A 20,840-nucleotide genomic window follows, 5' to 3' on the forward strand; every position below is an offset into this window, starting at 1 on the left:
AACGATCAGGCGCCCGCCTGCCACCCGGCAGGCGGGCGTTTTCGTGCATGGGTCCTAAGCGGGTCCGGTCAGGCGTTTGTAGAGCCCGAGAAGCTGCTCGCTGGAGCCTCACAGGCGAATGGTCAGCGGCACTTTCAGGAACGACGGCGCGGTAGCTCTAGCCCGCCGGCATGGCGGCCAACGAGCCGATCGAGCCCGAGCTCAGATCCCGCCCTTACCTCGCAGCGACCCGCCCGAGCGTCCCGTGCGGAAGGCGTGCAACCAGCTGAGCGGATTGAGGAAGCTGCTGTCGCCGTTCATGCTGAAGGTGATGAACTCGGCGCGGCCGCCGATATTCTCCCACGGCACCGGACCGCCGAGCCCGTTCTCCGGCGCGCCGAGCGCAAAGCGGCTGTCGGCGCTGCGGTCACGATTGTCGCCCATTAGGAAAAGGTGGCCGGCGGGGACCTGGACGGGACCATAGTCGTCCCCCGGGCTCGGTCCCAGGTCGATGGTGTTGTAGCTGACGCCGTTCGGTAGCGTCTCGCGCACGAGCGGAAGGCGGCAGTAGCGCTTGCCGCCCGGACCATCGACAAGGTTGCCGGGGAACTCGAGCAGGTCGCACGGCGCGTTCGCGTCGACCGGGACCATGGCCGGCGGGATCACCTGCGAGGGCACACGCACGCCGTTCAAAATCAGCCGGCCGCCCTTCACCTCGATCGTATCGCCAGGAAGGCCGATCACCCGCTTGATGTAATCGTCGCTCTGCCCCGGCGGGGTGACGATCACCACGTCGCCGCGCTTGGGGAGGCGCCCGAACAGCCGCCCCTGCCAGTGCGGCAGGACGTGAAAGCTGGGGCTGACCCACGACCAGCCGTAGGGATATTTGCTGACCACAAGCCGATCGCCCTTGAGCAGGATCGGCATCATCGATTCCGACGGAATGTAGAAGGGCTTGGCGACGAAGCTGTGGAAGGCGAGCACGGCGAGGAGCACCCAGGCAACGCCCCTGACCTCGCGCCACAGCACGCTGCCCTTGTCCTCGCGGACCGTCTCGGTCGCGTTCGCCTCGTCCCGGGCGGCCACGGCCTGAACCTCGTCGCTCATTCGAACTCCAGTCTGCGGGCTTCGAGGATCACGAACGCCTGGGCCCAGGGATGGTCGTCCGTCATCGTCAGATGGACATGGATGGCGTGGCCCGCCGGGATCAAGGCGTCAAGCCTCGCCCGAGCACCGCCGGCGAGCTCCAGCGTCGGCGCGCCGGAGCGCAGGTTCACCACCCCAATGTCCTTCATGAACACGCCCCGGTTGAACCCGGTGCCAACCGCCTTGGCGAAGGCCTCCTTAGCGGCAAAGCGCTTGGCGAGCGTTCCCGCCGCGGTGAACGGCCGGCTGGCAGCCTTGCCCTGCTCCGTCGCGGTGAACACGCGGCGGAGAAATCGGTCGCCGAAGCGGTCGAGCGAAGCCTGGATCCGCTCGATGCTGCACAGGTCCGAGCCGAGGCCGACGATCACCGCGCCGAGTCCATTGCCTCTCGCATCCGCCGGATGCTCTCGCCAAGGCCGACGAAGATCGCCTCGCCGATCAGGAAATGGCCGATGTTGAGCTCGGCGATCTGCGGGATGGCGGCGACCGGGCCGACGTTCTCAAACGTCAGCCCATGACCCGCATGCGGCTCGATCCCGTTCTTGGCGGCGAGCGCGGCCATGTCGGCGATCCGCCGCAGCTCTTCCGTCCGCGCTGGCCCGGAGCGATGCGCATAGCGGCCGGTGTGAAACTCGACTACCGGCGCCCGCAGCGCGATCGCCGCCTCGACCTGGCGCGGATCCGGTTCGATGAACAGGCTGACGCGGATACCAGCCGCGGACAGTCGCTCGATCAGCGGCCGGAGCGTGTCGCGGTGCCCGTCGGCGTCGAGCCCTCCCTCGGTGGTCCGCTCCTCGCGGCGCTCAGGAACGATGCAGGCGGCGTGGGGGCGATGGCGGAGCGCTATGGCGGCCATCTCGTCGGTCGCCGCCATCTCCAGATTGAGCGGCACGGGGATGGCGTTCATCAGCTGATCGATGTCGTGATCGGTGATGTGCCGGCGATCCTCCCGCAGATGAGCGGTGATCCCGTCGGCGCCCGCTTCCACCGCGATCAGCGCGGCACGCAGCGGATCCGGATGCTCGCCGCCCCGCGCGTTGCGAACGGTCGCGACATGGTCGATGTTGACCCCGAGCCGGAGACCGGCGCGCGCCTCTCCCGCGCTCATGCCGTGGCGGCCCGGCTGCCCGGCTTTACCGCCGGGACCGCCGCTAGCTCGGGCGGAAGCGAATCGGGCTGGTAGGTGGGGACATCGATGCGGATCAGCGCCGTGTAGGGCACTCCAAGATCGACGTTGCCGCCAGAGCGATCGACCAGACTCGCGGCACCGATCACCTCGCCGCCCGCCTCGCGGATGGCTCTGATCGCCTCGCGGCTGGACAGCCCGGTGGTCACCACGTCCTCCACCATCAACACCTTCTCGCCCGGCCGCAGCGCAAAACCGCGCCGGAGGTGGAACACGCCGTCCGGCCGCTCGACGAACATGGCCGGTCGACCGAGCGCACGGCCCATCTCGTGGCCGATGATGACCCCGCCCATCGCCGGCGAAACGACCGCGTCCACCTGCGAGCGGATGGCCTCCGGGAGCTTGTCGGCCAGCGCCCGCGCCAGCCGCTCGGCCCGCGCGGGGTCCATCAGCACTCGGGCGCATTGCAGGTAGCGGGGGCTGCGCAGGCCCGACGAGAGGATGAAATGGCCGTCGAGCAGGGCATCGGCAGCCCGGAACTCGGCGAGGATCTCGTCGTCGGTCATGGTCATGGCCTGAGCTGAATAGGGATGCCCCCGCTCCGCTTCAATGCTTCCCAACTGCCGCTTGAGAGACTGGGTGCCTCTGCCTATAAGGCCGCCGATCTCCGTTCCGCCCCTCGGCGGACCGGCAACCCACGCAAGCCAGGGGCATCGGGGCTGGAATGAAACTTATTGGATGGGCGATTGCGCTGGCGGCCGCCGGACTGACTCCAGCCGCCATGGCGCAGAACGCACCCGCGGCAGCAACCGCGGCGAGCCCGGCTCCCGCGGCCACACCGGCCACCGCGGTGGCACCGGCCGGGACCGACACGGCCAAGGCCATGACCCCGGGTGTCGCCCCGGCAACGGCGGCCACTCCGGGTGCCGCCGCCGCGGCGGTGACCAAGCCGGCCACCGGCGCGGCCTCGCCGCCGACCTCTACCGGCGGGATCGAGGAATATGCCCCGACCCCGGGCGTCGGCCAGCCGGACGGGCGCTACGGCACGCAGGAGCAGTTCACGCCGATCGGCCATGAAGCGGCGGCCTTCCACAATCACTGGCTGCTGCCGCTGGCGACGATCATCAGCGTCGTCGTCCTCGTCCTCCTGCTCTACACGCTGGTGAAGTTCCGCCGGGGCGCTCATCCGACCCCGTCGAGGACCAGCCACAACACGGTGCTCGAGGTCGTCTGGACGCTCCTGCCAGTGCTGATCCTGGTGACGATCGCGATCCCCTCGATCCGTCTTCTGCGCCACCAATATTCGCCGCCGCCGGCCGATCTCACGGTCAAGGTGATCGGCAACCAGTGGTTCTGGACCTACCAGTATCCCGATAACGGCGGGATCGAGCTGGTCTCGAACATGCTGAAGGAAAAGGACCAGGTGAAGGCGGGCGAGCGCTTCCGCAACGACCGCGACGGGCCCAAGCTGCTCGCCGTCGATGAGCGGATGGTCATTCCTGCCGGCAAGGTCGTTAAGTTCATCGTCACCTCGAACGACGTGATCCATTCGTTCGCGATGCCGGCCTTCTGGATCAAGATGGACGCCAATCCGGGCCGCCTCAACGAGACCTGGGTCAAGGTCGATCGGCCGGGCGTCTACTTCGGCCAGTGCTCAGAGCTTTGCGGTGCGCGCCACGGCTTCATGCCCATCTCGATCCATGGTCGTCCCGCCGGCCGAGTTCGCCCGCTGGGTCGCCTCGAAGGGCGGCACCATGCCGGGCGCCCGGCCCGCGGCGACGCCGGACAGCACCGCGGCCACGACGGTCACCCCGTCGGCGGTCCCGGCAGCGGCTCAGCCCGCTCCGGCGGCGGCCGCGGCAACCAATGCCGCGGCGCCTGCCGCTCCGTCCGCCAAGCCCACCACCGCGCCCACCCAGGGCGCGACGAACAACAATTAAGGCGAGCCCAGTCATGGCCACTACCGCCCCATCCGGCACCGTCAGCCCGCTCACCGGACACGACGCGCACGACCATCACCACGACGCGGACCACAAGCCGGGCTTCTTCGCCCGCTGGTTCATGTCGACCAACCACAAGGATATCGGGACGCTCTACCTGATCTTCGCAATCATCGCGGGGATCATCGGCGGCGGGATCTCGGGCATCATGCGCGCCGAGCTCGCCCACCCGGGCATCCAGTATCTGACGATGGCGTGGCCGATCGGCGCGGGTGCCACCGCGACCTTCGACGAAGCGCTGCACCACTGGAACGTGCTGATCACCGCCCATGGCCTGATCATGGTCTTCTTCATGGTCATGCCGGCGATGATCGGCGGGTTCGGCAACTGGTTCGTTCCGATCATGATCGGCGCGCCGGACATGGCCTTCCCGCGGATGAACAACATCAGCTTCTGGCTGCTTGTCCCCGCCTTCCTGCTGTTGCTCGGTTCGACCTTCGTCGGCGGCGGCACGGGCGCGGGCGCGGGCACTGGCTGGACGGTCTACGCTCCCCTGTCGACGGCGGGCTCTGCCGGTCCGGCGGTCGACATGGCGATCTTCGCGCTCCACCTCGCGGGTGCCAGCTCGATTCTCGGCGCGATCAACTTCATCACCACCATCTTCAACATGCGCGCGCCGGGCATGACCCTGCACAAGATGCCGCTCTTCGTCTGGTCGGTGCTGGTCACCGCCTTCCTGCTGCTGCTCGCGCTTCCGGTCCTCGCCGGCGCGATCACCATGCTGCTGACCGATCGTAACTTCGGCACCACCTTCTTCGATGCCTCGGGCGGCGGCGACCCGCTGCTCTATCAGCACCTCTTCTGGTTCTTCGGACACCCGGAGGTGTACATCATGATCCTGCCGGGCTTCGGCATCGTCAGCCAGATCGTCGCCACCTTCAGCCGCAAGCCGGTGTTCGGCTATCTCGGCATGGCCTACGCCATGGTGGCGATCGGCGTGATCGGGTTCGTCGTGTGGGCGCACCACATGTACACCGTCGGCCTCGACGTGAACACGAAGATGTACTTCACCGCCGCAACGATGATCATCGCTGTCCCGACCGGCGTGAAGATCTTTTCCTGGATCGCCACCATGTGGGGCGGCTCGATCAGCTTCGAGACGCCGATGCTGTGGGCGATCGGGTTCATCTTCCTGTTCACCGTCGGCGGCGTCACGGGCGTGATCCTGTCGAACGGTGGCGTCGACAACTACATGCACGACACCTACTATGTGGTGGCGCATTTTCACTATGTGCTGTCGCTCGGTGCCGTATTCGCGCTGTTCGCGGGCTTCTACTACTGGTTCCCGAAGATGAGCGGGAAGATGTACAACGAGTTCCTCGGCAAGCTTCACTTCTTCGTGATGTTCGTCGGCGTGAACACCATCTTCTTCCCGCAGCACTTCCTTGGGCTGGACGGCATGCCGCGCCGCATTCCGGACTACACGCCGCAGTTCGAGCACTGGAACACGGTGTCGACCTACGGCTACATGATTACCGCGGCGAGCATGGTGGTCTTCTTCGTCAACGTCGCCATCAGCTTGGCGGCGGGCAAGAAGGCGCCGGACAATCCATGGGGCGAAGGCGCGACCACCCTCGAGTGGACGCTGTCCAGCCCGCCGCCCTTCCACCAGTTCGAGACGCTGCCCAAGATCGACTGATCAGGACCGCGAGTCGCAACGAAGACGCCTCGGCAGAAATGCCGGGGCGTTTTTCATGACACCGATGTAAATCCGGTTTGGCTGCGTCCCAGGCTGAAACCGGAAAGAACCTGGCCTTTCGATTGCGTCGTTTCGGTGGCAGATAGCACCCTGTTCAAAGGGGAGCTGTCGTGTTGGTTCATTCCGCGTCGAACGCGCAGAAGCTGGCGGTCGTCCTCGCCATGCTTCAGGGCGCCTTGTTGATCCTGGACGAAGCGAAGGCGCCGCTGGAAATCGGGGCGCGGCTAAGCGATCTGACGATCCAGCTCAGCGCCCATCTTCAGGAGGGGCATACAGCGCACTAGTGTCGAGCACGGACCGGACCAGTTGTTCCCCGTCCGCACTGATCCGAACCAGCGGATCTTCCTCGTCATCAGGCATACGGTCGAGCAGCCCGCGCGACTGCAGCGCAGCCACCCAGCGCTCAATGAGCGGCACCGACGAGCCCAGCTCGCCAGCTGCCTGGACCAGGCTCAGCGACCGCTGCTCGGCGGCAGCGATGAAGAAGGTGAGCAGAAGCTCCCACGCCGGCTCCCCAAACAGATCAGCACCGAACCGCTGATCCCTGTTCCGGCGAACGGCGATAAAGCGCCGCGCCAGTTCTTCCGCTTGCACGTGGGCCTCCCGAGCACTCGTCGACTGGACTGCCCCACGCCAACGCCAAGATGATGTAACCGCTTTCAGTTGTTGCCGCTACGGCAAGGCGGGCCGGACGCCAAGCCTTAAGCTTGCGTCAGGGAAGCCGGGTGACCTTCAGCACCTTGACCGGCTTGGCCAACATCTGCCCCTTGAAGTAGTTGTCGCCCTTTGCGGGATCGATCGGCGCTGCCAGGATCGCCTTCACGACATCGAGCCCCTCGACCACGTGGCCGAACGTAGCGAATCCCGGGTCGCCGGCCTTTGCGTCGAAGCCGGGGATCGGGCCGGCAAGAATGAAGAAGGTGGCCCGCGCGGTGCCCGGCGTGGTCATTGCCATCGAGATGGCGCCAGCGTCGTGATGCAGGCCGGTCTGCTCGGTCGACTCGAATTTGACCGGCGGGTAAAGCTTGGCGGGATCGGTGATCCCCGACTGGATCATGCCGTTGCCCGGCTCACCATAGGGCATGGCGCGATAGAAGCTGATGCCATCGAAGCGGTGCGCATCGACGTAACGGAGGAAGTTGGCGACCGTTGCCGGTGCCCGACCGCGGTCGAGCGCGAGCACGATCCGCCCCTGCTCCGTTTCCATAGCCACCCGGACCAGGTCGGACTGGGCCGCCGCAGCGGCCGGCGGGGTGGTGGGCACGGCCGGTGTCAATGGCGCGGCTGTCTGGGCAAGGAGCGGCGTGGCGGAGAGCAGCGCGAGCGCGGAGGTGATTCGCAGGAACATTTCCGCAGCATAGCTCGGCCGCCGCTTCGGCAAGAGGGCTTTTCCGCCTGCCTCCAGCAAGTTATAGCGCGCGCCGATCATGACTCCCGCCATCACCGCATCGACCCTCCCGGCCGATTGGCGCGACCTTCTCGCGCTGACCAAGCCGCGCGTCATGAGCCTCGTGGTGTTCACCGGCCTGTGCGGGCTGCTGGCCGCGCCGGTGCCGGTCCACCCGGTGCTCGGATTCGCCGCCATCCTCTGCATCGCGCTGGGCGCAGGCGGCGCGGCGGCGCTCAACCAGTGGTACGAGGCCGACCTCGACGCCAAGATGAAGCGAACCCGCAATCGGCCGTTGCCCGCCGGTAGGCTGGACCGCCAGTCCGCGCTTCACTTTGCGGTCGGGCTCAGCGTCTTCTCCGTGATCCTGATGGATCTCGCCGCCAATCATCTCGCCGCCTTGTGGCTGGCTATCTCCATCCTCTTCTACGTCGGCGTCTACACCGTCTGGCTGAAGCGCCGGACGCCGCAGAACATCGTCATCGGCGGCGCGGCCGGCGCTTTTCCGCCGTTGATCGGCTGGGTCGCGGCGACCGGGCATGTCGACCTGCTGCCGATGTTGCTGTTCGCATTGATCTTCCTGTGGACGCCGCCGCATTTTTGGGCGCTGAGCCTGTTCGTCCGTTCCGACTACGCCAACGCCGGTGTGCCAATGTTGCCGGTCGTTGCCGGTTTCCAGCATACCCGCCGGCAAGTAGCACTCTACACGCTGCCGATGAGCGCCGCCGCCGTGGCTCCCTGGGCGCTCGGGCTGACCGGGCCGATCTACGGCGTCGCTGCGACCCTCCTCTCGGGTGCCTTCCTCCTGCTTGCGCTGCAGGTTGCCGCAAGCCGGGAGACCGATCCTGCGGCGATGCGACCCGAGCGGCGGCTGTTCGCCTTCTCGATCATCTACCTGTTCGCGATCTTCGGCGCGCTGGTCGTCGATCGTTGGCTGCTCGCATGAGCGAGCCGCAGCACGACTATGAGGACCTGGTCCGCGCGCGCCAGCAGAGCCGGGCGCGCGTAACCGCCATCCTGCTCGTCCTGTTCGTCGCGCTGGTCTTCGCCATCACGATCGCCAAGATGACGGTCAACAGGTGACCACGCTTGCAGCGCGCAAGAACCGCACCGCGCTCTACGCGGCCGGGTTCGTCGCGTTCATGCTGGCACTCGCCTTCGCCTCGGTCCCGCTCTACCGCATGTTCTGTCAGGCGACCGGGTTCGAAGGTACGACTCAGCGAGCGAAGCGGGCCCCAGGTGCCGATCTCGCCGCCGGCATGATGCAGGTGCGTTTCGATGCGAACGTCGCGCCCAACCTGCCGTGGAAGTTCGAGCCCGAGCAGGCGACGGTCGAAATTCGGCCCGGCGCGCGCACGCTGATCTACTACCGGGCCAAGAACCTCGCCGCGCGGGCGATTACCGGGCAGGCCGCCTACAACGTCTCGCCCGACCAGTCCGGCATCTATTTCAACAAGATCCAGTGCTTCTGCTTCAACGAGCAGACGCTCGCCGCCGGCCAGGAAGTCCGCATGCCGGTGGTCTTCTACGTCGATCCCAAGATCCGCACCGACGAGACGACGCGGGACGTGCACGAGATCACCCTCTCCTACACGTTTTACCCAGTGGAAAAGTCCGGCGCGTCCGGCTAGGTCCAGCGGCAAAAGACACTCGAGGAACGCTCATGGCCGCTTCGACCAAGAACCATCAGTACCATATCCTTCCGCCGAGCGCGTGGCCGCTGATCGGCTCCTTCTCGGCGCTCGCCCTCACCGGCGGCGGCGTGATGTGGATGCACAGCAACCCGTACGGCAAGTTCGTGCTGCTGCTCGGCCTGATCGGCGTTCTGGCCACGATGTTCAGCTGGTGGAGCGACGTCATCAAGGAGGCGCATGCCGGCGACCACACGCCGATCGTGCAGCTCCATCTGCGCTACGGCATGATCCTGTTCATCGCCTCGGAGGTGATGTTCTTCCTTGCCTGGTTCTGGGCCTTCTTCGACGCCTCGCTCTTCCCCAGCGCGGTCGACGCGGTCGGTGGCGTGTGGCCGCCCAAGGGGATTACCCCGCTCGACCCTTTCGCCTTCCCGCTGCTCAACACGCTGATCCTGCTCTGCTCGGGCACGACCGTGACCTGGGCGCACCATTCGCTGATCCATGGCGATCGCCGGGGGCTCAAGACCGGGCTGCTGCTGACGATCATGCTCGGCCTGCTGTTCACCTCGATCCAGGCGTGGGAGTACATCCACGCGCCGTTCGCGTTCAAAGGCAACATCTTCGGCGCGACCTTCTTCATGGCGACCGGTTTCCACGGTTTCCACGTGATCGTCGGCACCATCTTCCTGATCGTGAACTACATCCGCGCCGTGAAGGGCGACTTCACGCCGCGGCAGCACTTCGGCTTCGAGGCGGCAGCCTGGTACTGGCACTTCGTCGACGTGGTGTGGCTGTTCCTCTTCACCACCATCTACGTCTGGGGTGGGTGGGGCGCGACTCCCCACGGCTGATGGCCGACCAGCCCCCGCTCGGCACTGTCCTGCGTGGACGGTGCCCGCGCTGCCGGGAAGGTCGGCTGTTCGCCGGCGTCGTCCGCTTCGCCGAGCGCTGCAGCCACTGCGGTCTCGACTTCAGCCGTTACAATGTCGGCGACGGCCCGGCGGCCTTCCTGATCCTGGTGGTCGGCGCAATCCTCACCGGCGGCGCGGTCTGGCTTGAGCTGGCCATCTCGCCACCCTTCTGGGTCCATGCGATCTGGATCCCGCTGGGATTGGGGCTGACGCTTGGTGGGCTGCGGCTGGGCAAGGCGTGGCTGCTGGCGCAGGAATATGTCCATGACGCGCGCGAGGGCCGGTTGAGCCCATGACCCGACGCTTCCCAGTGGTCGCCACCTTGATCGTGGCGATCGCCGTAGCCACCATGATCGCACTCGGAGTCTGGCAGATCAGCCGGGCCCACTGGAAGGAGGCGCTGCTCGCCCGCTACGAGGCTGCGCAGAACCTTCCGCCGGTCGCCTTTCCCATCGCGCCGACGAGCGCCGACCTCCCCCTCTATCGACGGGCGAGCGGGCTTTGCCTGCAACCGGTCAAGCAGCAGGCGATCGCCGGCGAGAATGCCGCGGGCGACCCGGGCTTCAGCTTTCTCGTCGACTGCCGGACCGGTGCCGAAGGGCCGGGCATGCGGATCGACATCGGCTGGTCCAACAATCCCAACGCCGGCAAGGGCTGGCGCGGCGGGGCAGTCAGCGGCGTGCTCGCCCCCGATCGCGACTTCCGGGTCCGGTTGGTGTCCGGCCAAGGGCTTGCGGGCCTTGCCGCCAGCCGTGTCCCGAGTGCCCACGACCTCCCCAACAATCATCGCAGCTACGCCCTGCAATGGTTCCTGTTCGCGGCGGCGGCGCTGGTGATCTACGTGCTTGCGCTGCGCCGGCGCCTGGCGGAGACGCGGCAATGAGCGCCAGGCTGCATCGGCTGCCCAACGGCGTCACCCTCCTGTGCGACCCGGTGCACGGGGCGCAGTCGGCGGCGGTCGGCGCCTACCTGGCGGTCGGTTCGCGGTTCGAGGCGGAAGGGCTCGGCGGCCTCGCCCACATGGTCGAGCATATGCTGTTCAAAGGCGCGGGGCAGCGTGACGCCAAGGCGATCGCGGAAGCCATCGAGGACGTCGGCGGCTCGCTCAACGCCTGGACGGCGCGGGACCAGACCGTCTTCCATGCGCGGGTCCTTCCGGCCGATGTCGAGCTGGCGGTCGAGCTGATCGCCAGCCTGTTGCGTAGCCCGCACCTCGATGGCGAGGAACTCGAGCGCGAGAAGAATGTCGTCTTGTCCGAGCTGGGCGAAATCCATGACACGCCGGACGATCTCATCGGCGACCTCCTGTTTGAGGCGGCCTTCGGCGACCATCCGCTCGGCCGACCCGTGATCGGGACCGAACCGAGCATCCGGGGCTTTTCGCGTGCCGACCTGACGCACTGGGTGAGCGACCAATTCGTGCCGGGGCGGCTGATGCTGGTCGCAACCGGCAAGGTCGACGAGCAGGCGCTGCTCCGGCTCGCGGAGCGTCACTTCGGCGACATGGCAGCGACGGTGGTCGAAGAACCGCGCAAGGCACGCTTTTGCGGTGGCCGCAAGCTCGATCGTCGGTCGTTCGATCAGGCGCACTGGCAGTTCGCGCTCGCGGGTGTTCCTGCGACCGACCCCACCGCACCAGCGCTCAGCCTGTTCACCCAGGCGGTCGGCGGCGGCATGTCGTCGCGCTTGTTCCAGCAACTCCGTGAGGAGCGTGGGCTCGCCTACTCCATTTTTGCCTGGAACCAGGGCTTTGCCGACACGGGCCTGTTCGCGATCGGGTGCGCGACCGACAAGGGCACTGCCGGCGAGACACTGGCCCTCAGTCGGGACATTCTCGCCCGCGCGGTGGACGAACTGAGCGAGGCCGAGGTCCGGCGCGCACGGGCGCAGATCGAAGCATCGCTGCTGATGAGCCTCGAGACGGTCCAGGGCCGAGCCGATCATCAGGCGCGGATGGTCGAGCTGTTCGGGCGAGTGGTGCCGCTCGAGGAGAGCCTCGCCGAGCTCCGGGCGGTCGACGTTGCGGCGGCGCGTGCGGCCGGTCGCGCCTTGCTCGACGGACCATCGGCGCTGGCGGCGATCGGCGGCGGCAGGCTCGCGCTCGCCGCATGAAGGGCCTCACGACGATCGTTGCCGAGCCTTGGGACGACTGGGGACTGGTCGACAGCGGGCACGGCCGCAAGCTCGAGCGTTATGGCAAGGTGCGCGTGATCCGGCCCGAGCCCCAGGCCATGTGGGCGCCCGCCACCGCCGACTGGCACGCCGACGCCACCTTCATCCCCGGCTCCGACGAGGAAGGCGGTGGTCGCTGGGTACAGGATCGCCCGGTGCCGCGCGACTGGCCGCTCGCGCGCGGACCGATCCGCTTCCACGCCAGTCTCACCCCGTTCCGCCACCTCGGCTTCTTCCCGGACATGGCGCCGCAATGGGCCTGGATGCGCGAGCGCGCGGTCGACGCCGATGTCCTCAACCTGTTCGGCTACACCGGCGTCGGGACCCTGCTGCTGAGCGAGGCCGGCGGCCGGCTGGTCCATGTCGACGCGTCGAAGAAGTCGGTCGAAGGCGGGCGGCGCAACGCCGAGCTGTCGGGCCTCTCCGACCGTCCGATTCGCTGGATCGTCGACGACGCGGCCAAGTTTACCGCCCGCGAAGGCCGGCGCGGACGTCGCTACGACGGCATCCTGCTCGACCCGCCCAAGTTCGGCCGTGGACCTGAAGGCGAAGTATGGCGGCTGGAAGAGCATCTCGCGCCGCTGCTGCAAGGGTGCCGGGCACTGCTCGACGCGGACAGCCGCTTCCTCGTCCTCACCGTCTACGCGGTGCGGATGAGCGCGCTGGCGATTGGCGAACTGGTCCGGCAGACGCTTGCCGACCTGGGTGGCACGGTCGAGTGCGGCGAGATGGCCGTCCGCGAGGAGGCCCGCGGACTTCTTCTCCCGACCGCCATCTTCGCCCGCTGGAGCCGCTAGCTTCGCCCCGCACGAAACGCCGCCCCGGCGACGAACGGCGCTGCGGCGCAAAGGAACAGCGACACGGCCGCTTCCAGCTTGAGCGCCCCGCTGGCCGCGTCGCCGCTCGCCGCCGCCGCGAAGATCAGCAGCGGAATGGCGAGCGGGAGGAGCAGCAGGCCACCCAATGCGGAACCCGCGCGGACGCCCGAGGTAAGGGCGGCAACCCCCACCGCCAGCGCGGCAAGGCCGGGCGTTCCGACGGCAAGGCTGACCAGCGCCCGGCCGAGTGCCGCCCCGTCGAGGCCGAGCAACGCCGCTCCCGGGACGGCGGCGAGCAACAGCAGCGGCCCGAAGCTCAGCCAATGGCCCAGCGCCTTGGCGAAGGCGACGGCCTCCTCGCTGACCCCGCGCAGGCTGAGCTGGTCTAGCACCCCGTCGGCACGGTCCGGCTCGACCAGCCGCTCGACCGGGAGCAGCGCGGCGGTCAGTGCCGCCACCCACAGTGCGCCGCCGCCGATCCGCGATAGCAGCGTCGGGTCCGGCCCCACGGCAAAGGGGATCAGGGTCGCGACGATCAGGAAGAACACGACCGGAAGGAAGGCCGCTCCGCCGATGGCACGTCGCCATTCCCGCGCCACCAAGGCGCGGATCACCGGCCAATCTCCAGCGAGCGCCAGCCGTTGCCCGCGAGCGGCAGGTGCGAGGCGACGACCACCGCCCCACCCTGCCTCCTGTGTCTCGCGATGGCTAGGTCGAGTAGGCCGACGCTTGCCGCATCAAGCCCGTTAAGCGGTTCGTCCAGCAGCCACAGCGGCGCGCCCGAAGCCGCCACCCGCGCCAGCCGGGCCCGGCGCGCCTGCCCGGACGAGAGCATCCGCACGGGCACGTCCGCGAGCGCGGTCAGCGCGAACGCATCCAGCGTCGCCGCGAGGCGCTCCACTCCGCCGTCGAGACCAGCCCAGAAGCTCAGCGCGCGTGCCAGCGGAAGCTCGCGATCAAGGGCCAGTGCGTCGTCTGCGAGCGACAGGGCAGCTTGGCGCTGCACCTCGCCCTCGTCGGGCTCGAGCAGCCCGGCCGCGAGCCGCAGCAGGCTGGACTTTCCCGCTCCGTTCGGACCGGTCACCAGCAGCGCATCACCGCTCCCGACGACAAGATCGATTTGCTCGAACAGGCGCCGGCCGCCCCTCTCCAGCGCCACGTCCGCGAACCGCAGCAGCGGGCTCAAGCCTGCTCCTTGAGACGGTGCATGTCCTCGTCGGACAAGCCAAGGTGATGGCCTGCCTCGTGGATCAGCACATGCGCGACCAGCCGCTCCAGGCTGTCGTCACCGCCTGCCCACTCATCAAGGATCGGGCGGCGGAACAAGCGGATCCGGTCGGGCGGGCGGCCGCTGTCGCTGACGCTCCGCTCACCGATCGGCACGCCTTCATAGACCCCGGTCAGCTCGAACGGGTCCTCGATCCCCATTTCGGCCAGCAGCTCGTCGTCGGCGAACTCCTCGACCATCAGGACCACGCCCTTCAGGGCAGACGCGAACGGTTCGGGCAGGCCGGTCAGCGCATCACGCGCGAGCGCTTCCATCTCGTCGGCGGAAGGCGGCTGTCCGAAGTTGCGCATTGCCGACGCATACGGCCGTGCGACCGTCCCCGGCAAGGTTGCGGCGCCCGGCCGTTCCGCCTAGAGGAGCGCGATTCCAGGTATCCAAGTGCGGAGCGGTGGCCGAGTGGTCGAAGGCGCTCGCCTGGAAAGTGAGTATACGGCAAAACCGTATCGAGGGTTCGAATCCCTCCCGCTCCGCCATTCTCCCATTGCTGGACCGGCGCCGCTCTGCTCTTGAGGGCCGTGGATCGAACCTGGTCATTCGCCATCGATCGGGGTGGCACCTTCACCGACATTGTTGCGAGCAGTTCGGACGGACGGCGGCGGGTCGCCAAGCTGCTGTCGGAAGATCCCGGGCGCTATCCCGATGCTGCGCTCGAGGGCATTCGGCGGATCCTCGCCGATGGGGGCGGGACGCTGGGTCCGGTGCGGATGGGGACGACGGTCGCCACCAATGCGCTGCTCGAGCGCAAGGGCGAGCGGACAGCGCTTCTGACCACACGCGGCTTCGCCGACGCGCTGCGCATTGGCTACCAGGCGCGGCCAGAGATCTTCGCCCGGCACATCATCCTGCCCTCGATGCTGTACGACACGGTGATCGAGGTGGAGGAGCGGGTCGGCGCGACCGGGGATGTCATATGCCCGCTCGACGAAGCGGGCGCGCGAGCCGCATTGCACGAGCTTCGGACAGCGGGTTTCGACAGCCTGGCAATCCTGCTGATGCACGGCTGGGCCTTTCCCGATCATGAGCGACGGCTCGTCGAGGTCGCCCGCGAATTCGGCTTTGCGCAGGTGTCGGCGAGCTACGAGGTGGCGCAGCTAATCAAGCTTGTCAGCCGCGGCGATACGACCGTTGCAGACGCCTATCTCTCCCCCGTGCTCCGCCGTTACGTGGACCGGGTCGCAGCCGGGCTTTCCGAAGGTGCCGAGCTCCACTTCATGCAATCCAACGGCGGCCTCGCTGAGGCGCGGGTATTTCGCGGCAAGGACGCGATCCTGTCCGGGCCGGCCGGCGGCGTCATGGGGATGATCGCCGCCAGCGCCGCGCACGGAGGCGAGCGGCTGATCGGGTTCGACATGGGCGGGACGTCGACCGATGTCTCCCACTATGCGGGCCGCGCCGAGCTGGCCGAGGAAAGCGTGGTCGCCGGCGTCAGAATCCGCGCGCCGATGATGCAGATCCACACGGTCGCTGCGGGCGGGGGATCGGTCTGCCGCTTCGATGGCATGCGGTTCCGGGTCGGACCCCAGTCGGCGGGGGCGCAGCCGGGGCCGGCCTGCTACCGCAACGGCGGCCCGCTCACCGTGACCGACTGCAACCTGCTGCTCGGACGGATCGTCCCTGGACTGTTTCCTACGGTGTTCGGGCCGGACGGCGACCAGCCGCTCGATCCCGCCGCCTCCCGGGCGCGAGTCGACGAGGTGGTCCGCGCGGTGGAGGCGAGGGGCGGGCGCAGGCTGACGGCGGAGGAGGTTGCCGAGGGGTTCCTCGCGATCGCGGTGGAGAATATGGCGGCGGCGATCCGCAAGATCTCCACGGCGCGAGGCCATGACGTCAGCCGCTACACGCTCGCCTGTTTCGGCGGCGCCGGCGGCCAGCACGCCTGCCGGGTCGCCGACCGACTCGGCATGCAGCGGATCCTCGTTCACCCGCTCGCCGGAGTGCTGTCCGCCTACGGGATCGGCCTCGCCGAGGTGAAGGTGCTGCGCGAGCAGAGCTGGCTTCGGCCGCTGGAAGAGGTCCGTGATGGGGGCTTCTCCGCCCTCGAGGCGGAAGCCGTTGCGGCGCTCGCCGAGCAGGGCGTCGCGACGGCTCCGCGCCTCGCCCACCGCCTCCGCCTGCGACTGGCCGGCAGCGACAGCTCGCTCGAGCTTGAGCGCGCTGCATGGCAAGCGCTGGTGCGGGACTTTCACGAGCAGCATCGCCAGCGGTTCGGCTATGCCGACGAGGCCGCCCCCATCATCGTCGAATCGCTGATCGTCGAGGCGACCGCCGGAACCTCATCCGCCGTCCCGATCACCGCGCCGGCCGGGCCGGGAGCGCGTCCGGTCCGGCATGGCGGGTGGGACGGCTATGCCCGCGCCGAGCTCGCCGACTGGCAGTGCATCGCCGGCCCCGCGCTGATCTTCGACGAGTCCTCCACCACGGTCGTCGAACCGGGCTGGAGCGCGGAGCGAACCACGGATGGAACGCTGGTGTTGAGCCGCTCCGCCCCGCCAGCCCGGGTCCGGGCGGCGGGCGCCGACGTCGATCCGGTCCGGCTGGAGATCTTCAACAACCTGTTCATGGCCATTGCCGATGAGATGGGGGTCGCGCTGCAGGCGACCGCCACCTCGATCAACATCAAGGAACGGCTCGATTTTTCCTGCGCGCTGTTCGACCGCGACGGGGCGCTGATCGCCAACGCGCCGCACATCCCAGTCCATCTCGGGTCGATGGGCGAGAGCATCCGCACGGTGATCGACTCGCGCGGCGGCGACCGCGACGGGCGCGGCATCCGGCGTGGCGACGCCTATGTCCTCAACAATCCCTACCGCGGCGGCACCCACCTGCCCGACATCACGGTCATCGTCCCGGCGTTTCTCGGCGATGGCGACAAGCCCGCCGCGTTCGTCGCCGCCCGGGGCCACCATGCCGACGTCGGCGGCATCGCGCCGGGATCAATGCCGCCCGAGAGCCGGACCATCGCCGACGAGGGCGTGCTGATTGACGACTGGCTGCTGGTTGACGAGGGCCGCTTCCGCGAGGCGGAGATGCGGGCGCTGCTCGGCTCGGGCGCGTGGCCGGCGCGCAACCTCGACCGCAACATCGCCGATCTCCGCGCCCAGCTTGCCGCGTGCAGCCGCGGCGCCCGGCTGCTCGAGCAGACCGCGACGGAGCACGGCCCGGAAGTGGTCGAGGCCTACATGGGCCATGTCCTCGCCAACGCCGAGGAGTCGGTCCGGCGGCTGCTCGACCGGCTCGACGACGGCGCCTTCGCCTACGAGATGGACAATGGCGCGCAGGTCCGGGTCGCGATCCGGATCGATCGCGCCAGCCGCTCGGCAGTGTTCGACTTCGCCGGCACCAGCGAGCAGCGCCCGGACAATTTCAACGCTCCTCGGGCGATCAGCCGGGCCGCCTCGCTCTATGTCGTGCGCACGCTGATGGACGACGACATCCCGATGAACGACGGCTGCCTTCGGCCGATCCGGATCGAAGTGCCCGACGGCTCGATGCTCAGCCCGCGCTTTCCGGCCGCGGTGGTCGCCGGCAATGTCGAGACCAGCCAAGTCGTCACCGACGCGCTGTTCGCGGCGAGCGGACGGCTCGCGCCAAGCCAAGGCACGATGAACAACTTCACCTTCGGCAATGCGCGGGTGCAATATTACGAGACGATCGCCGGCGGCTCGGGCGCCGGCTCCGACCATGACGGCACGGCGGCGGTGCAGACCCACATGACCAACAGCCGGCTGACCGACCCGGAAATCCTGGAAACCCGCATGCCCGTCCGGCTCGAGCGGTTCGCCATCCGCCATGGCTCGGGCGGTGACGGCCGACACCGCGGCGGGGACGGCGTCATCCGCGACATCCGCTTCCTGGAGCCGGTCCGCGCCAACATCCTCGCCAATCGTCGCCGGGTCGCCCCCAAGGGGCTGGCCGGCGGTGCCGACGCCCTACCCGGCCGCAACCGGGTGGAGCGCGCCGACGGGCGGGTCGAGCATCTCGGCGCGACCGCTTCGGCCGAGATGCTGCCCGGGGACCGCTTCGTGATCGAGACGCCCGGCGGCGGCGGCTATGGAGAGCCCGAATGAACTACTGGCCGCTGCTCGGCATCCTGCTGGTGGTCGCCGGCTTCGCGCTGCGGATGAACCCGATGCTGGTGGTTACCGCCGCGGCGCTGGCGACCGGGCTGCTCGCCGGGCTCGACCCGGTCGCGGTCGTCTCGACCTTCGGCAAGGCGTTCAACGACAACCGGATCATCGCGATTGTCTGGATCGTGCTGCCGGTGATCGGCCTGCTCGAGCGGTTCGGGCTGCAACAGCGCGCGGCGGCGCAGATCCGGGGGATGCGCCGGGCGACCGCCGGCCGGCTGCTGCTCTTCTACCTCGGCTATCGCCAGCTGACCGCGGCGATCGGGCTGCAGGCGACCGCCGGCCATCCGCAAACGGTCCGACCGCTGGTCGCGCCGATGGCGCTTGCCGCGGCCGAGCAGCAGCACGGCGAGCTCGACGCGGACACGGCGGACAAGGTGAAGAGCTTCGCCGCCGCCACCGACAATGTCGGGCTCTTCTTCGGCGAGGACATCTTCCTCGCGATTGGCTCGATCGTGCTGATCCAGCAGACGCTCGCCACCTATGGCGTGCAGCTCGCCCCGCTGCAGCTCGCGCTGTGGGCGATTCCTAGCGCGATCGGCGCCTTCCTGATCCATGGCGCGCGGCTGCTGTGGCTCGACCGGTCGCTCCGCCGGGCGAGCCAGCGATGATCACGCTCCACTGGCTCTATGCGTTGGCCGGGCTGATGTTCGCCGGCTTCGCGCTGCTCAGCGCGTTCGACCGCAGCAACGCCAAGCGGCTGGGCAACGCCGCCTTCTGGGGGCTGATGGCGCTGAACCTGCTCGCCGGCGACTGGATCGGCAGCTTCGGCAACGGGCTGCTGGTGCTCGGGCTGGCCGGGCTGTCAGGCTTCGGGCTGGTCGGGCGCGGCGACCCGCCGACGACCGGCGAAGCGGAGCGCGAGGCCTCCTCGGCCCGGCTCGGGAACCGGCTGTTCCTTCCGGCGCTGGTGATCCCGGCCGTCGCGCTCGCCGGCACCCTCCTCTGCAACTACACGCCGCTCGGCTCGCTCGGGCTGTTCGAAGCGAAGCGCGAGACCTACGGCCTGCTCGCGCTGGGCGTGCTGGCCGCGCTGGCGCTGATCTTCGCCTGGCTTCGGCCGCCCGCGCTCGCGCCGCTGCAGGAAGGCCGGCGCCTCATCGATTCGATCGGCTGGGCGGTGGTTCTGCCGCAGATGCTCGCGGCGCTCGGCGCGCTGTTCGCCGCCGCGGGCGTCGGCGATCTCATCGGCGGGCTGGTGCAGTCGGTCATCCCCGACGGCAGCCTGTTCGCCACCGTGCTGGTGTTCGGGCTGGGCATGGCGCTGTTCACCATCATCATGGGCAACGCCTTTGCCGCCTTTCCCGTGATGGCCGCGGCGATCGGCGTCCCCTTGCTGATCCGCCGCTACGGCGGCGACCCGGCGGTGGTCGGCGCGGTGGGCATGCTGGCCGGCTTCTGCGGGACCTTGCTGACGCCGATGGCCGCCAACTTCAACCTCGTGCCGGCCGGCCTGCTGGAACTCAAAGATCGCTATGGGGTGATCAAGGCGCAGGTCGGGACCGCGCTCCCGCTGCTCGCGCTTAACATCCTCCTCATCTACGGAGTCGCTTTCCGATGACCCGGCTCGACGCCGCCACCGCCGCCCGCTTCGCCGCCATCGCGCTCGGCCATGTCCGGCAGGGATATCCGCACAAGCTCGACCATGTTCTGCTCGTCGACGAGGACGCGCGGCCGCCGCGCGAGCTTCACCCGATCTTCTTCGGCAGCTTCGACTGGCACAGCTGCGTGCACGGCTGGTGGACGCTGCTGACGGTGGCGCGGCTGTACCCCGGGTCGGGCGAGACGGCGCGCATCGCCGCGCTGGCGGACGACAGCTTCACCCTCGCCAACGTGGCTGTCGAGCTCGCCTATCTCGACCGGCCGCAATCGGGCGGGTTCGAGCGGCCCTATGGCTGGGCGTGGCTGCTGATGCTCCATCTTGAGGCGACCCGTCACCCGGATCGCCACTGGGCCGAAGCGCTCGATCCGCTCGCTCGCGCCTTCGCCGAGCGGCTTCGCCGGCACCTGCCCGTGCTGACCTATCCGATCCGCACCGGGACCCATTTCAACACGGCCTTCGCGCTGGTGCTGGCGAGCGAATGGGCGCGCGCGTTCGACCCGACGCTGGCGGAGCTGGTCGGCGAGCGGGCGTGGCACTGGTTCGGCGGCGACCGCGACTGCCCGGCGTGGGAGCCGAGCGGCGACGACTTCCTCTCGCCCGCGCTGGTCGAGGCGCTGTGCCTGATGCGGACCGCTCCGCCCGAGCGGTTCGGGCCGTGGCTGCGCGCCTTCCTGCCCCGGCTCGGCGAGGGCGAGCCCGCGACCCTGTTCCGCCCGGTCACCGTCAGCGACCGCTCCGACGGCAAGATCGCCCATCTCGACGGGCTGAACCTCAGCCGGGCGTGGTGCTGGCGCTCGCTGGCGACCGCATTCGAGCCCGCCGGGCGCGACGAGGCAGAGCGGGTCGCCGACACTCATCTCGCCGCCGCCCTGCCGCACCTCTGCGGCGACTATGCCGGCGAGCACTGGCTGGCGACCTTCGCGCTGCTCGCGCTGCTCGCCTGAGCGCCG

Annotated in this window: 22 protein-coding genes, 1 tRNA gene and 1 pseudogene; 15 read left to right on the forward strand and 9 right to left on the reverse strand. The window is 68.7% G+C overall.

Annotated features, from left to right (window positions below; genetic code table 11):
• Window positions 1-201: 201 nt before the first annotated feature.
• Genes lepB through pyrE form a run of 4 tightly spaced genes read right to left on the reverse strand, consistent with a single transcriptional unit; the run spans window position 202 to window position 2,817 of the window.
• A complete protein-coding gene (gene lepB, locus HMF7854_RS00985; protein WP_126717406.1) occupies window positions 202-1,086 on the reverse strand; it encodes a signal peptidase I in 885 nt (294 codons plus the stop codon).
• On the reverse strand, window positions 1,083-1,493 hold the full coding sequence (acpS, locus tag HMF7854_RS00990; protein WP_126717407.1) for a holo-ACP synthase: 411 nt from the start codon (window positions 1,491-1,493) through the stop codon (window positions 1,083-1,085). The genes lepB and acpS overlap by 4 nt, the downstream gene beginning before the upstream one ends.
• A complete protein-coding gene (locus tag HMF7854_RS00995; RefSeq protein ID WP_126717408.1) occupies window positions 1,490-2,233 on the reverse strand; it encodes a pyridoxine 5'-phosphate synthase in 744 nt (247 codons plus the stop codon). The genes acpS and HMF7854_RS00995 overlap by 4 nt, the downstream gene beginning before the upstream one ends.
• Window positions 2,230-2,817: an orotate phosphoribosyltransferase gene (pyrE, locus tag HMF7854_RS01000; RefSeq protein ID WP_126719986.1), complete on the reverse strand. Its 588-nt coding sequence runs from the start codon at window positions 2,815-2,817 to the stop codon at window positions 2,230-2,232. Before pyrE ends, HMF7854_RS00995 begins: the two co-directional genes overlap by 4 nt.
• Window positions 2,818-3,032: 215 nt before the next feature.
• On the opposite strand from pyrE, the pseudogene coxB reads away from it, so the two are divergent.
• Both coxB and ctaD read left to right on the forward strand, forming a co-directional pair.
• A pseudogene (coxB, locus tag HMF7854_RS01005) lies at window positions 3,033-4,191 on the forward strand (cytochrome c oxidase subunit II).
• 13 nt (window positions 4,192-4,204) lie between these two features.
• The gene (gene ctaD, locus HMF7854_RS01010) at window positions 4,205-5,890 is read left to right on the forward strand and encodes a cytochrome c oxidase subunit I (RefSeq protein ID WP_126717409.1); all 1,686 of its coding nucleotides are present in this window, start codon (window positions 4,205-4,207) and stop codon (window positions 5,888-5,890) included.
• Between the two features lie 306 nt (window positions 5,891-6,196).
• Here ctaD and HMF7854_RS01015 read toward each other — a convergent pair whose 3' ends face one another.
• Both HMF7854_RS01015 and HMF7854_RS01020 read right to left on the reverse strand, forming a co-directional pair.
• Window positions 6,197-6,544 carry a hypothetical protein gene (locus tag HMF7854_RS01015; RefSeq protein ID WP_126717410.1) on the reverse strand — a complete coding sequence of 116 codons (348 nt, stop codon included), beginning with the start codon at window positions 6,542-6,544 and terminating at the stop codon, window positions 6,197-6,199.
• A 118-nt stretch (window positions 6,545-6,662) separates the two neighbouring features.
• Window positions 6,663-7,298, reverse strand: a complete 636-nt coding sequence (locus HMF7854_RS01020; RefSeq protein WP_126719987.1) for a peptidylprolyl isomerase — start codon at window positions 7,296-7,298, stop codon at window positions 6,663-6,665.
• A 79-nt stretch (window positions 7,299-7,377) separates the two neighbouring features.
• On the opposite strand from HMF7854_RS01020, the gene HMF7854_RS01025 reads away from it, so the two are divergent.
• Genes HMF7854_RS01025 through HMF7854_RS01055 form a run of 8 tightly spaced genes read left to right on the forward strand, consistent with a single transcriptional unit; the run spans window position 7,378 to window position 12,851 of the window.
• Window positions 7,378-8,283, forward strand: coding sequence for a heme o synthase (locus HMF7854_RS01025; RefSeq protein ID WP_126717411.1), 906 nt, complete (start codon window positions 7,378-7,380; stop codon window positions 8,281-8,283).
• A complete protein-coding gene (locus HMF7854_RS15620) occupies window positions 8,280-8,420 on the forward strand; it encodes a hypothetical protein (protein WP_185829109.1) in 141 nt (46 codons plus the stop codon). The genes HMF7854_RS01025 and HMF7854_RS15620 overlap by 4 nt, the downstream gene beginning before the upstream one ends.
• Window positions 8,417-8,968, forward strand: coding sequence for a cytochrome c oxidase assembly protein (locus HMF7854_RS01030; protein ID WP_126717412.1), 552 nt, complete (start codon window positions 8,417-8,419; stop codon window positions 8,966-8,968). The genes HMF7854_RS15620 and HMF7854_RS01030 overlap by 4 nt, the downstream gene beginning before the upstream one ends.
• Window positions 8,969-9,000: 32 nt before the next feature.
• On the forward strand, window positions 9,001-9,822 hold the full coding sequence (locus HMF7854_RS01035; protein ID WP_126717413.1) for a cytochrome c oxidase subunit 3: 822 nt from the start codon (window positions 9,001-9,003) through the stop codon (window positions 9,820-9,822).
• Window positions 9,822-10,178: a DUF983 domain-containing protein gene (locus tag HMF7854_RS01040; protein ID WP_126717414.1), complete on the forward strand. Its 357-nt coding sequence runs from the start codon at window positions 9,822-9,824 to the stop codon at window positions 10,176-10,178. The genes HMF7854_RS01035 and HMF7854_RS01040 overlap by 1 nt, the downstream gene beginning before the upstream one ends.
• Window positions 10,175-10,765: an SURF1 family protein gene (locus tag HMF7854_RS01045; protein WP_126717415.1), complete on the forward strand. Its 591-nt coding sequence runs from the start codon at window positions 10,175-10,177 to the stop codon at window positions 10,763-10,765. Before HMF7854_RS01040 ends, HMF7854_RS01045 begins: the two co-directional genes overlap by 4 nt.
• Entirely contained in the window at window positions 10,762-11,994 is a 1,233-nt protein-coding gene (locus tag HMF7854_RS01050; RefSeq protein WP_126717416.1) for a M16 family metallopeptidase, read from the forward strand. The genes HMF7854_RS01045 and HMF7854_RS01050 overlap by 4 nt, the downstream gene beginning before the upstream one ends.
• Window positions 11,991-12,851: a class I SAM-dependent methyltransferase gene (locus HMF7854_RS01055; RefSeq protein ID WP_126717417.1), complete on the forward strand. Its 861-nt coding sequence runs from the start codon at window positions 11,991-11,993 to the stop codon at window positions 12,849-12,851. Before HMF7854_RS01050 ends, HMF7854_RS01055 begins: the two co-directional genes overlap by 4 nt.
• Here HMF7854_RS01055 and HMF7854_RS01060 read toward each other — a convergent pair.
• The 3 genes from HMF7854_RS01060 to HMF7854_RS01070 are packed head-to-tail and all read right to left on the reverse strand — an operon-like array spanning window position 12,848 to window position 14,450.
• Window positions 12,848-13,486, reverse strand: a complete 639-nt coding sequence (locus HMF7854_RS01060; RefSeq protein ID WP_126717418.1) for a heme exporter protein CcmB — start codon at window positions 13,484-13,486, stop codon at window positions 12,848-12,850. The genes HMF7854_RS01055 and HMF7854_RS01060 overlap by 4 nt on opposite strands.
• The gene (gene ccmA, locus HMF7854_RS01065; RefSeq protein WP_126717419.1) at window positions 13,483-14,058 is read right to left on the reverse strand and encodes a heme ABC exporter ATP-binding protein CcmA; all 576 of its coding nucleotides are present in this window, start codon (window positions 14,056-14,058) and stop codon (window positions 13,483-13,485) included. The genes HMF7854_RS01060 and ccmA overlap by 4 nt, the downstream gene beginning before the upstream one ends.
• Window positions 14,055-14,450 carry a metallopeptidase family protein gene (locus tag HMF7854_RS01070; protein WP_126717420.1) on the reverse strand — a complete coding sequence of 132 codons (396 nt, stop codon included), beginning with the start codon at window positions 14,448-14,450 and terminating at the stop codon, window positions 14,055-14,057. The genes ccmA and HMF7854_RS01070 overlap by 4 nt, the downstream gene beginning before the upstream one ends.
• A gap of 92 nt (window positions 14,451-14,542) precedes the next feature.
• Between HMF7854_RS01070 and HMF7854_RS01075 the strand changes: the two genes are divergently transcribed.
• From HMF7854_RS01075 to HMF7854_RS01095, 5 genes are all read left to right on the forward strand, one after another.
• Window positions 14,543-14,633 (forward strand) — tRNA-Ser (locus HMF7854_RS01075).
• A 42-nt stretch (window positions 14,634-14,675) separates the two neighbouring features.
• Window positions 14,676-18,227: a hydantoinase B/oxoprolinase family protein gene (locus HMF7854_RS01080; RefSeq protein WP_126717421.1), complete on the forward strand. Its 3,552-nt coding sequence runs from the start codon at window positions 14,676-14,678 to the stop codon at window positions 18,225-18,227.
• Window positions 18,224-18,898: a DUF969 domain-containing protein gene (locus tag HMF7854_RS01085; RefSeq protein WP_126717422.1), complete on the forward strand. Its 675-nt coding sequence runs from the start codon at window positions 18,224-18,226 to the stop codon at window positions 18,896-18,898. The genes HMF7854_RS01080 and HMF7854_RS01085 overlap by 4 nt, the downstream gene beginning before the upstream one ends.
• Complete coding sequence (locus tag HMF7854_RS01090; RefSeq protein WP_126717423.1) at window positions 18,895-19,848, forward strand: DUF979 domain-containing protein; 954 nt, start codon at window positions 18,895-18,897, stop codon at window positions 19,846-19,848. The genes HMF7854_RS01085 and HMF7854_RS01090 overlap by 4 nt, the downstream gene beginning before the upstream one ends.
• Window positions 19,845-20,834: a DUF2891 domain-containing protein gene (locus tag HMF7854_RS01095; RefSeq protein ID WP_126717424.1), complete on the forward strand. Its 990-nt coding sequence runs from the start codon at window positions 19,845-19,847 to the stop codon at window positions 20,832-20,834. The genes HMF7854_RS01090 and HMF7854_RS01095 overlap by 4 nt, the downstream gene beginning before the upstream one ends.
• Window positions 20,835-20,840 lie beyond the last annotated feature (6 nt).

Origin of the sequence: Sphingomonas ginkgonis, assembly GCF_003970925.1 — a bacterium.
GTDB classification, from domain to species: domain Bacteria; phylum Pseudomonadota; class Alphaproteobacteria; order Sphingomonadales; family Sphingomonadaceae; genus Sphingomicrobium; species Sphingomicrobium ginkgonis.

Bases quoted from the DNA above. Each gene is read 5' to 3' on its own strand.
- lepB (WP_126717406.1), bottom strand. From the start codon at position 1,086: ATGAGCGACGAGGTTCAGGCCGTGGCCGCCCGGGACGAGGCGAACGCG.
- HMF7854_RS00995 (WP_126717408.1), bottom strand. From the start codon at position 2,233: ATGAGCGCGGGAGAGGCGCGCGCCGGTCTCCGGCTCGGGGTCAACATC.
- pyrE (WP_126719986.1), bottom strand. From the start codon at position 2,817: ATGACCGACGACGAGATCCTCGCCGAGTTCCGGGCTGCCGATGCCCTG.
- ctaD (WP_126717409.1), top strand. From the start codon at position 4,205: ATGGCCACTACCGCCCCATCCGGCACCGTCAGCCCGCTCACCGGACAC.
- HMF7854_RS01020 (WP_126719987.1), bottom strand. From the start codon at position 7,298: ATGTTCCTGCGAATCACCTCCGCGCTCGCGCTGCTCTCCGCCACGCCG.
- HMF7854_RS01025 (WP_126717411.1), top strand. From the start codon at position 7,378: ATGACTCCCGCCATCACCGCATCGACCCTCCCGGCCGATTGGCGCGAC.
- HMF7854_RS15620 (WP_185829109.1), top strand. From the start codon at position 8,280: ATGAGCGAGCCGCAGCACGACTATGAGGACCTGGTCCGCGCGCGCCAG.
- HMF7854_RS01035 (WP_126717413.1), top strand. From the start codon at position 9,001: ATGGCCGCTTCGACCAAGAACCATCAGTACCATATCCTTCCGCCGAGC.
- HMF7854_RS01040 (WP_126717414.1), top strand. From the start codon at position 9,822: ATGGCCGACCAGCCCCCGCTCGGCACTGTCCTGCGTGGACGGTGCCCG.
- HMF7854_RS01045 (WP_126717415.1), top strand. From the start codon at position 10,175: ATGACCCGACGCTTCCCAGTGGTCGCCACCTTGATCGTGGCGATCGCC.
- HMF7854_RS01050 (WP_126717416.1), top strand. From the start codon at position 10,762: ATGAGCGCCAGGCTGCATCGGCTGCCCAACGGCGTCACCCTCCTGTGC.
- HMF7854_RS01055 (WP_126717417.1), top strand. From the start codon at position 11,991: ATGAAGGGCCTCACGACGATCGTTGCCGAGCCTTGGGACGACTGGGGA.
- HMF7854_RS01070 (WP_126717420.1), bottom strand. From the start codon at position 14,450: ATGCGCAACTTCGGACAGCCGCCTTCCGCCGACGAGATGGAAGCGCTC.
- HMF7854_RS01085 (WP_126717422.1), top strand. From the start codon at position 18,224: ATGAACTACTGGCCGCTGCTCGGCATCCTGCTGGTGGTCGCCGGCTTC.
- HMF7854_RS01090 (WP_126717423.1), top strand. From the start codon at position 18,895: ATGATCACGCTCCACTGGCTCTATGCGTTGGCCGGGCTGATGTTCGCC.
- HMF7854_RS01095 (WP_126717424.1), top strand. From the start codon at position 19,845: ATGACCCGGCTCGACGCCGCCACCGCCGCCCGCTTCGCCGCCATCGCG.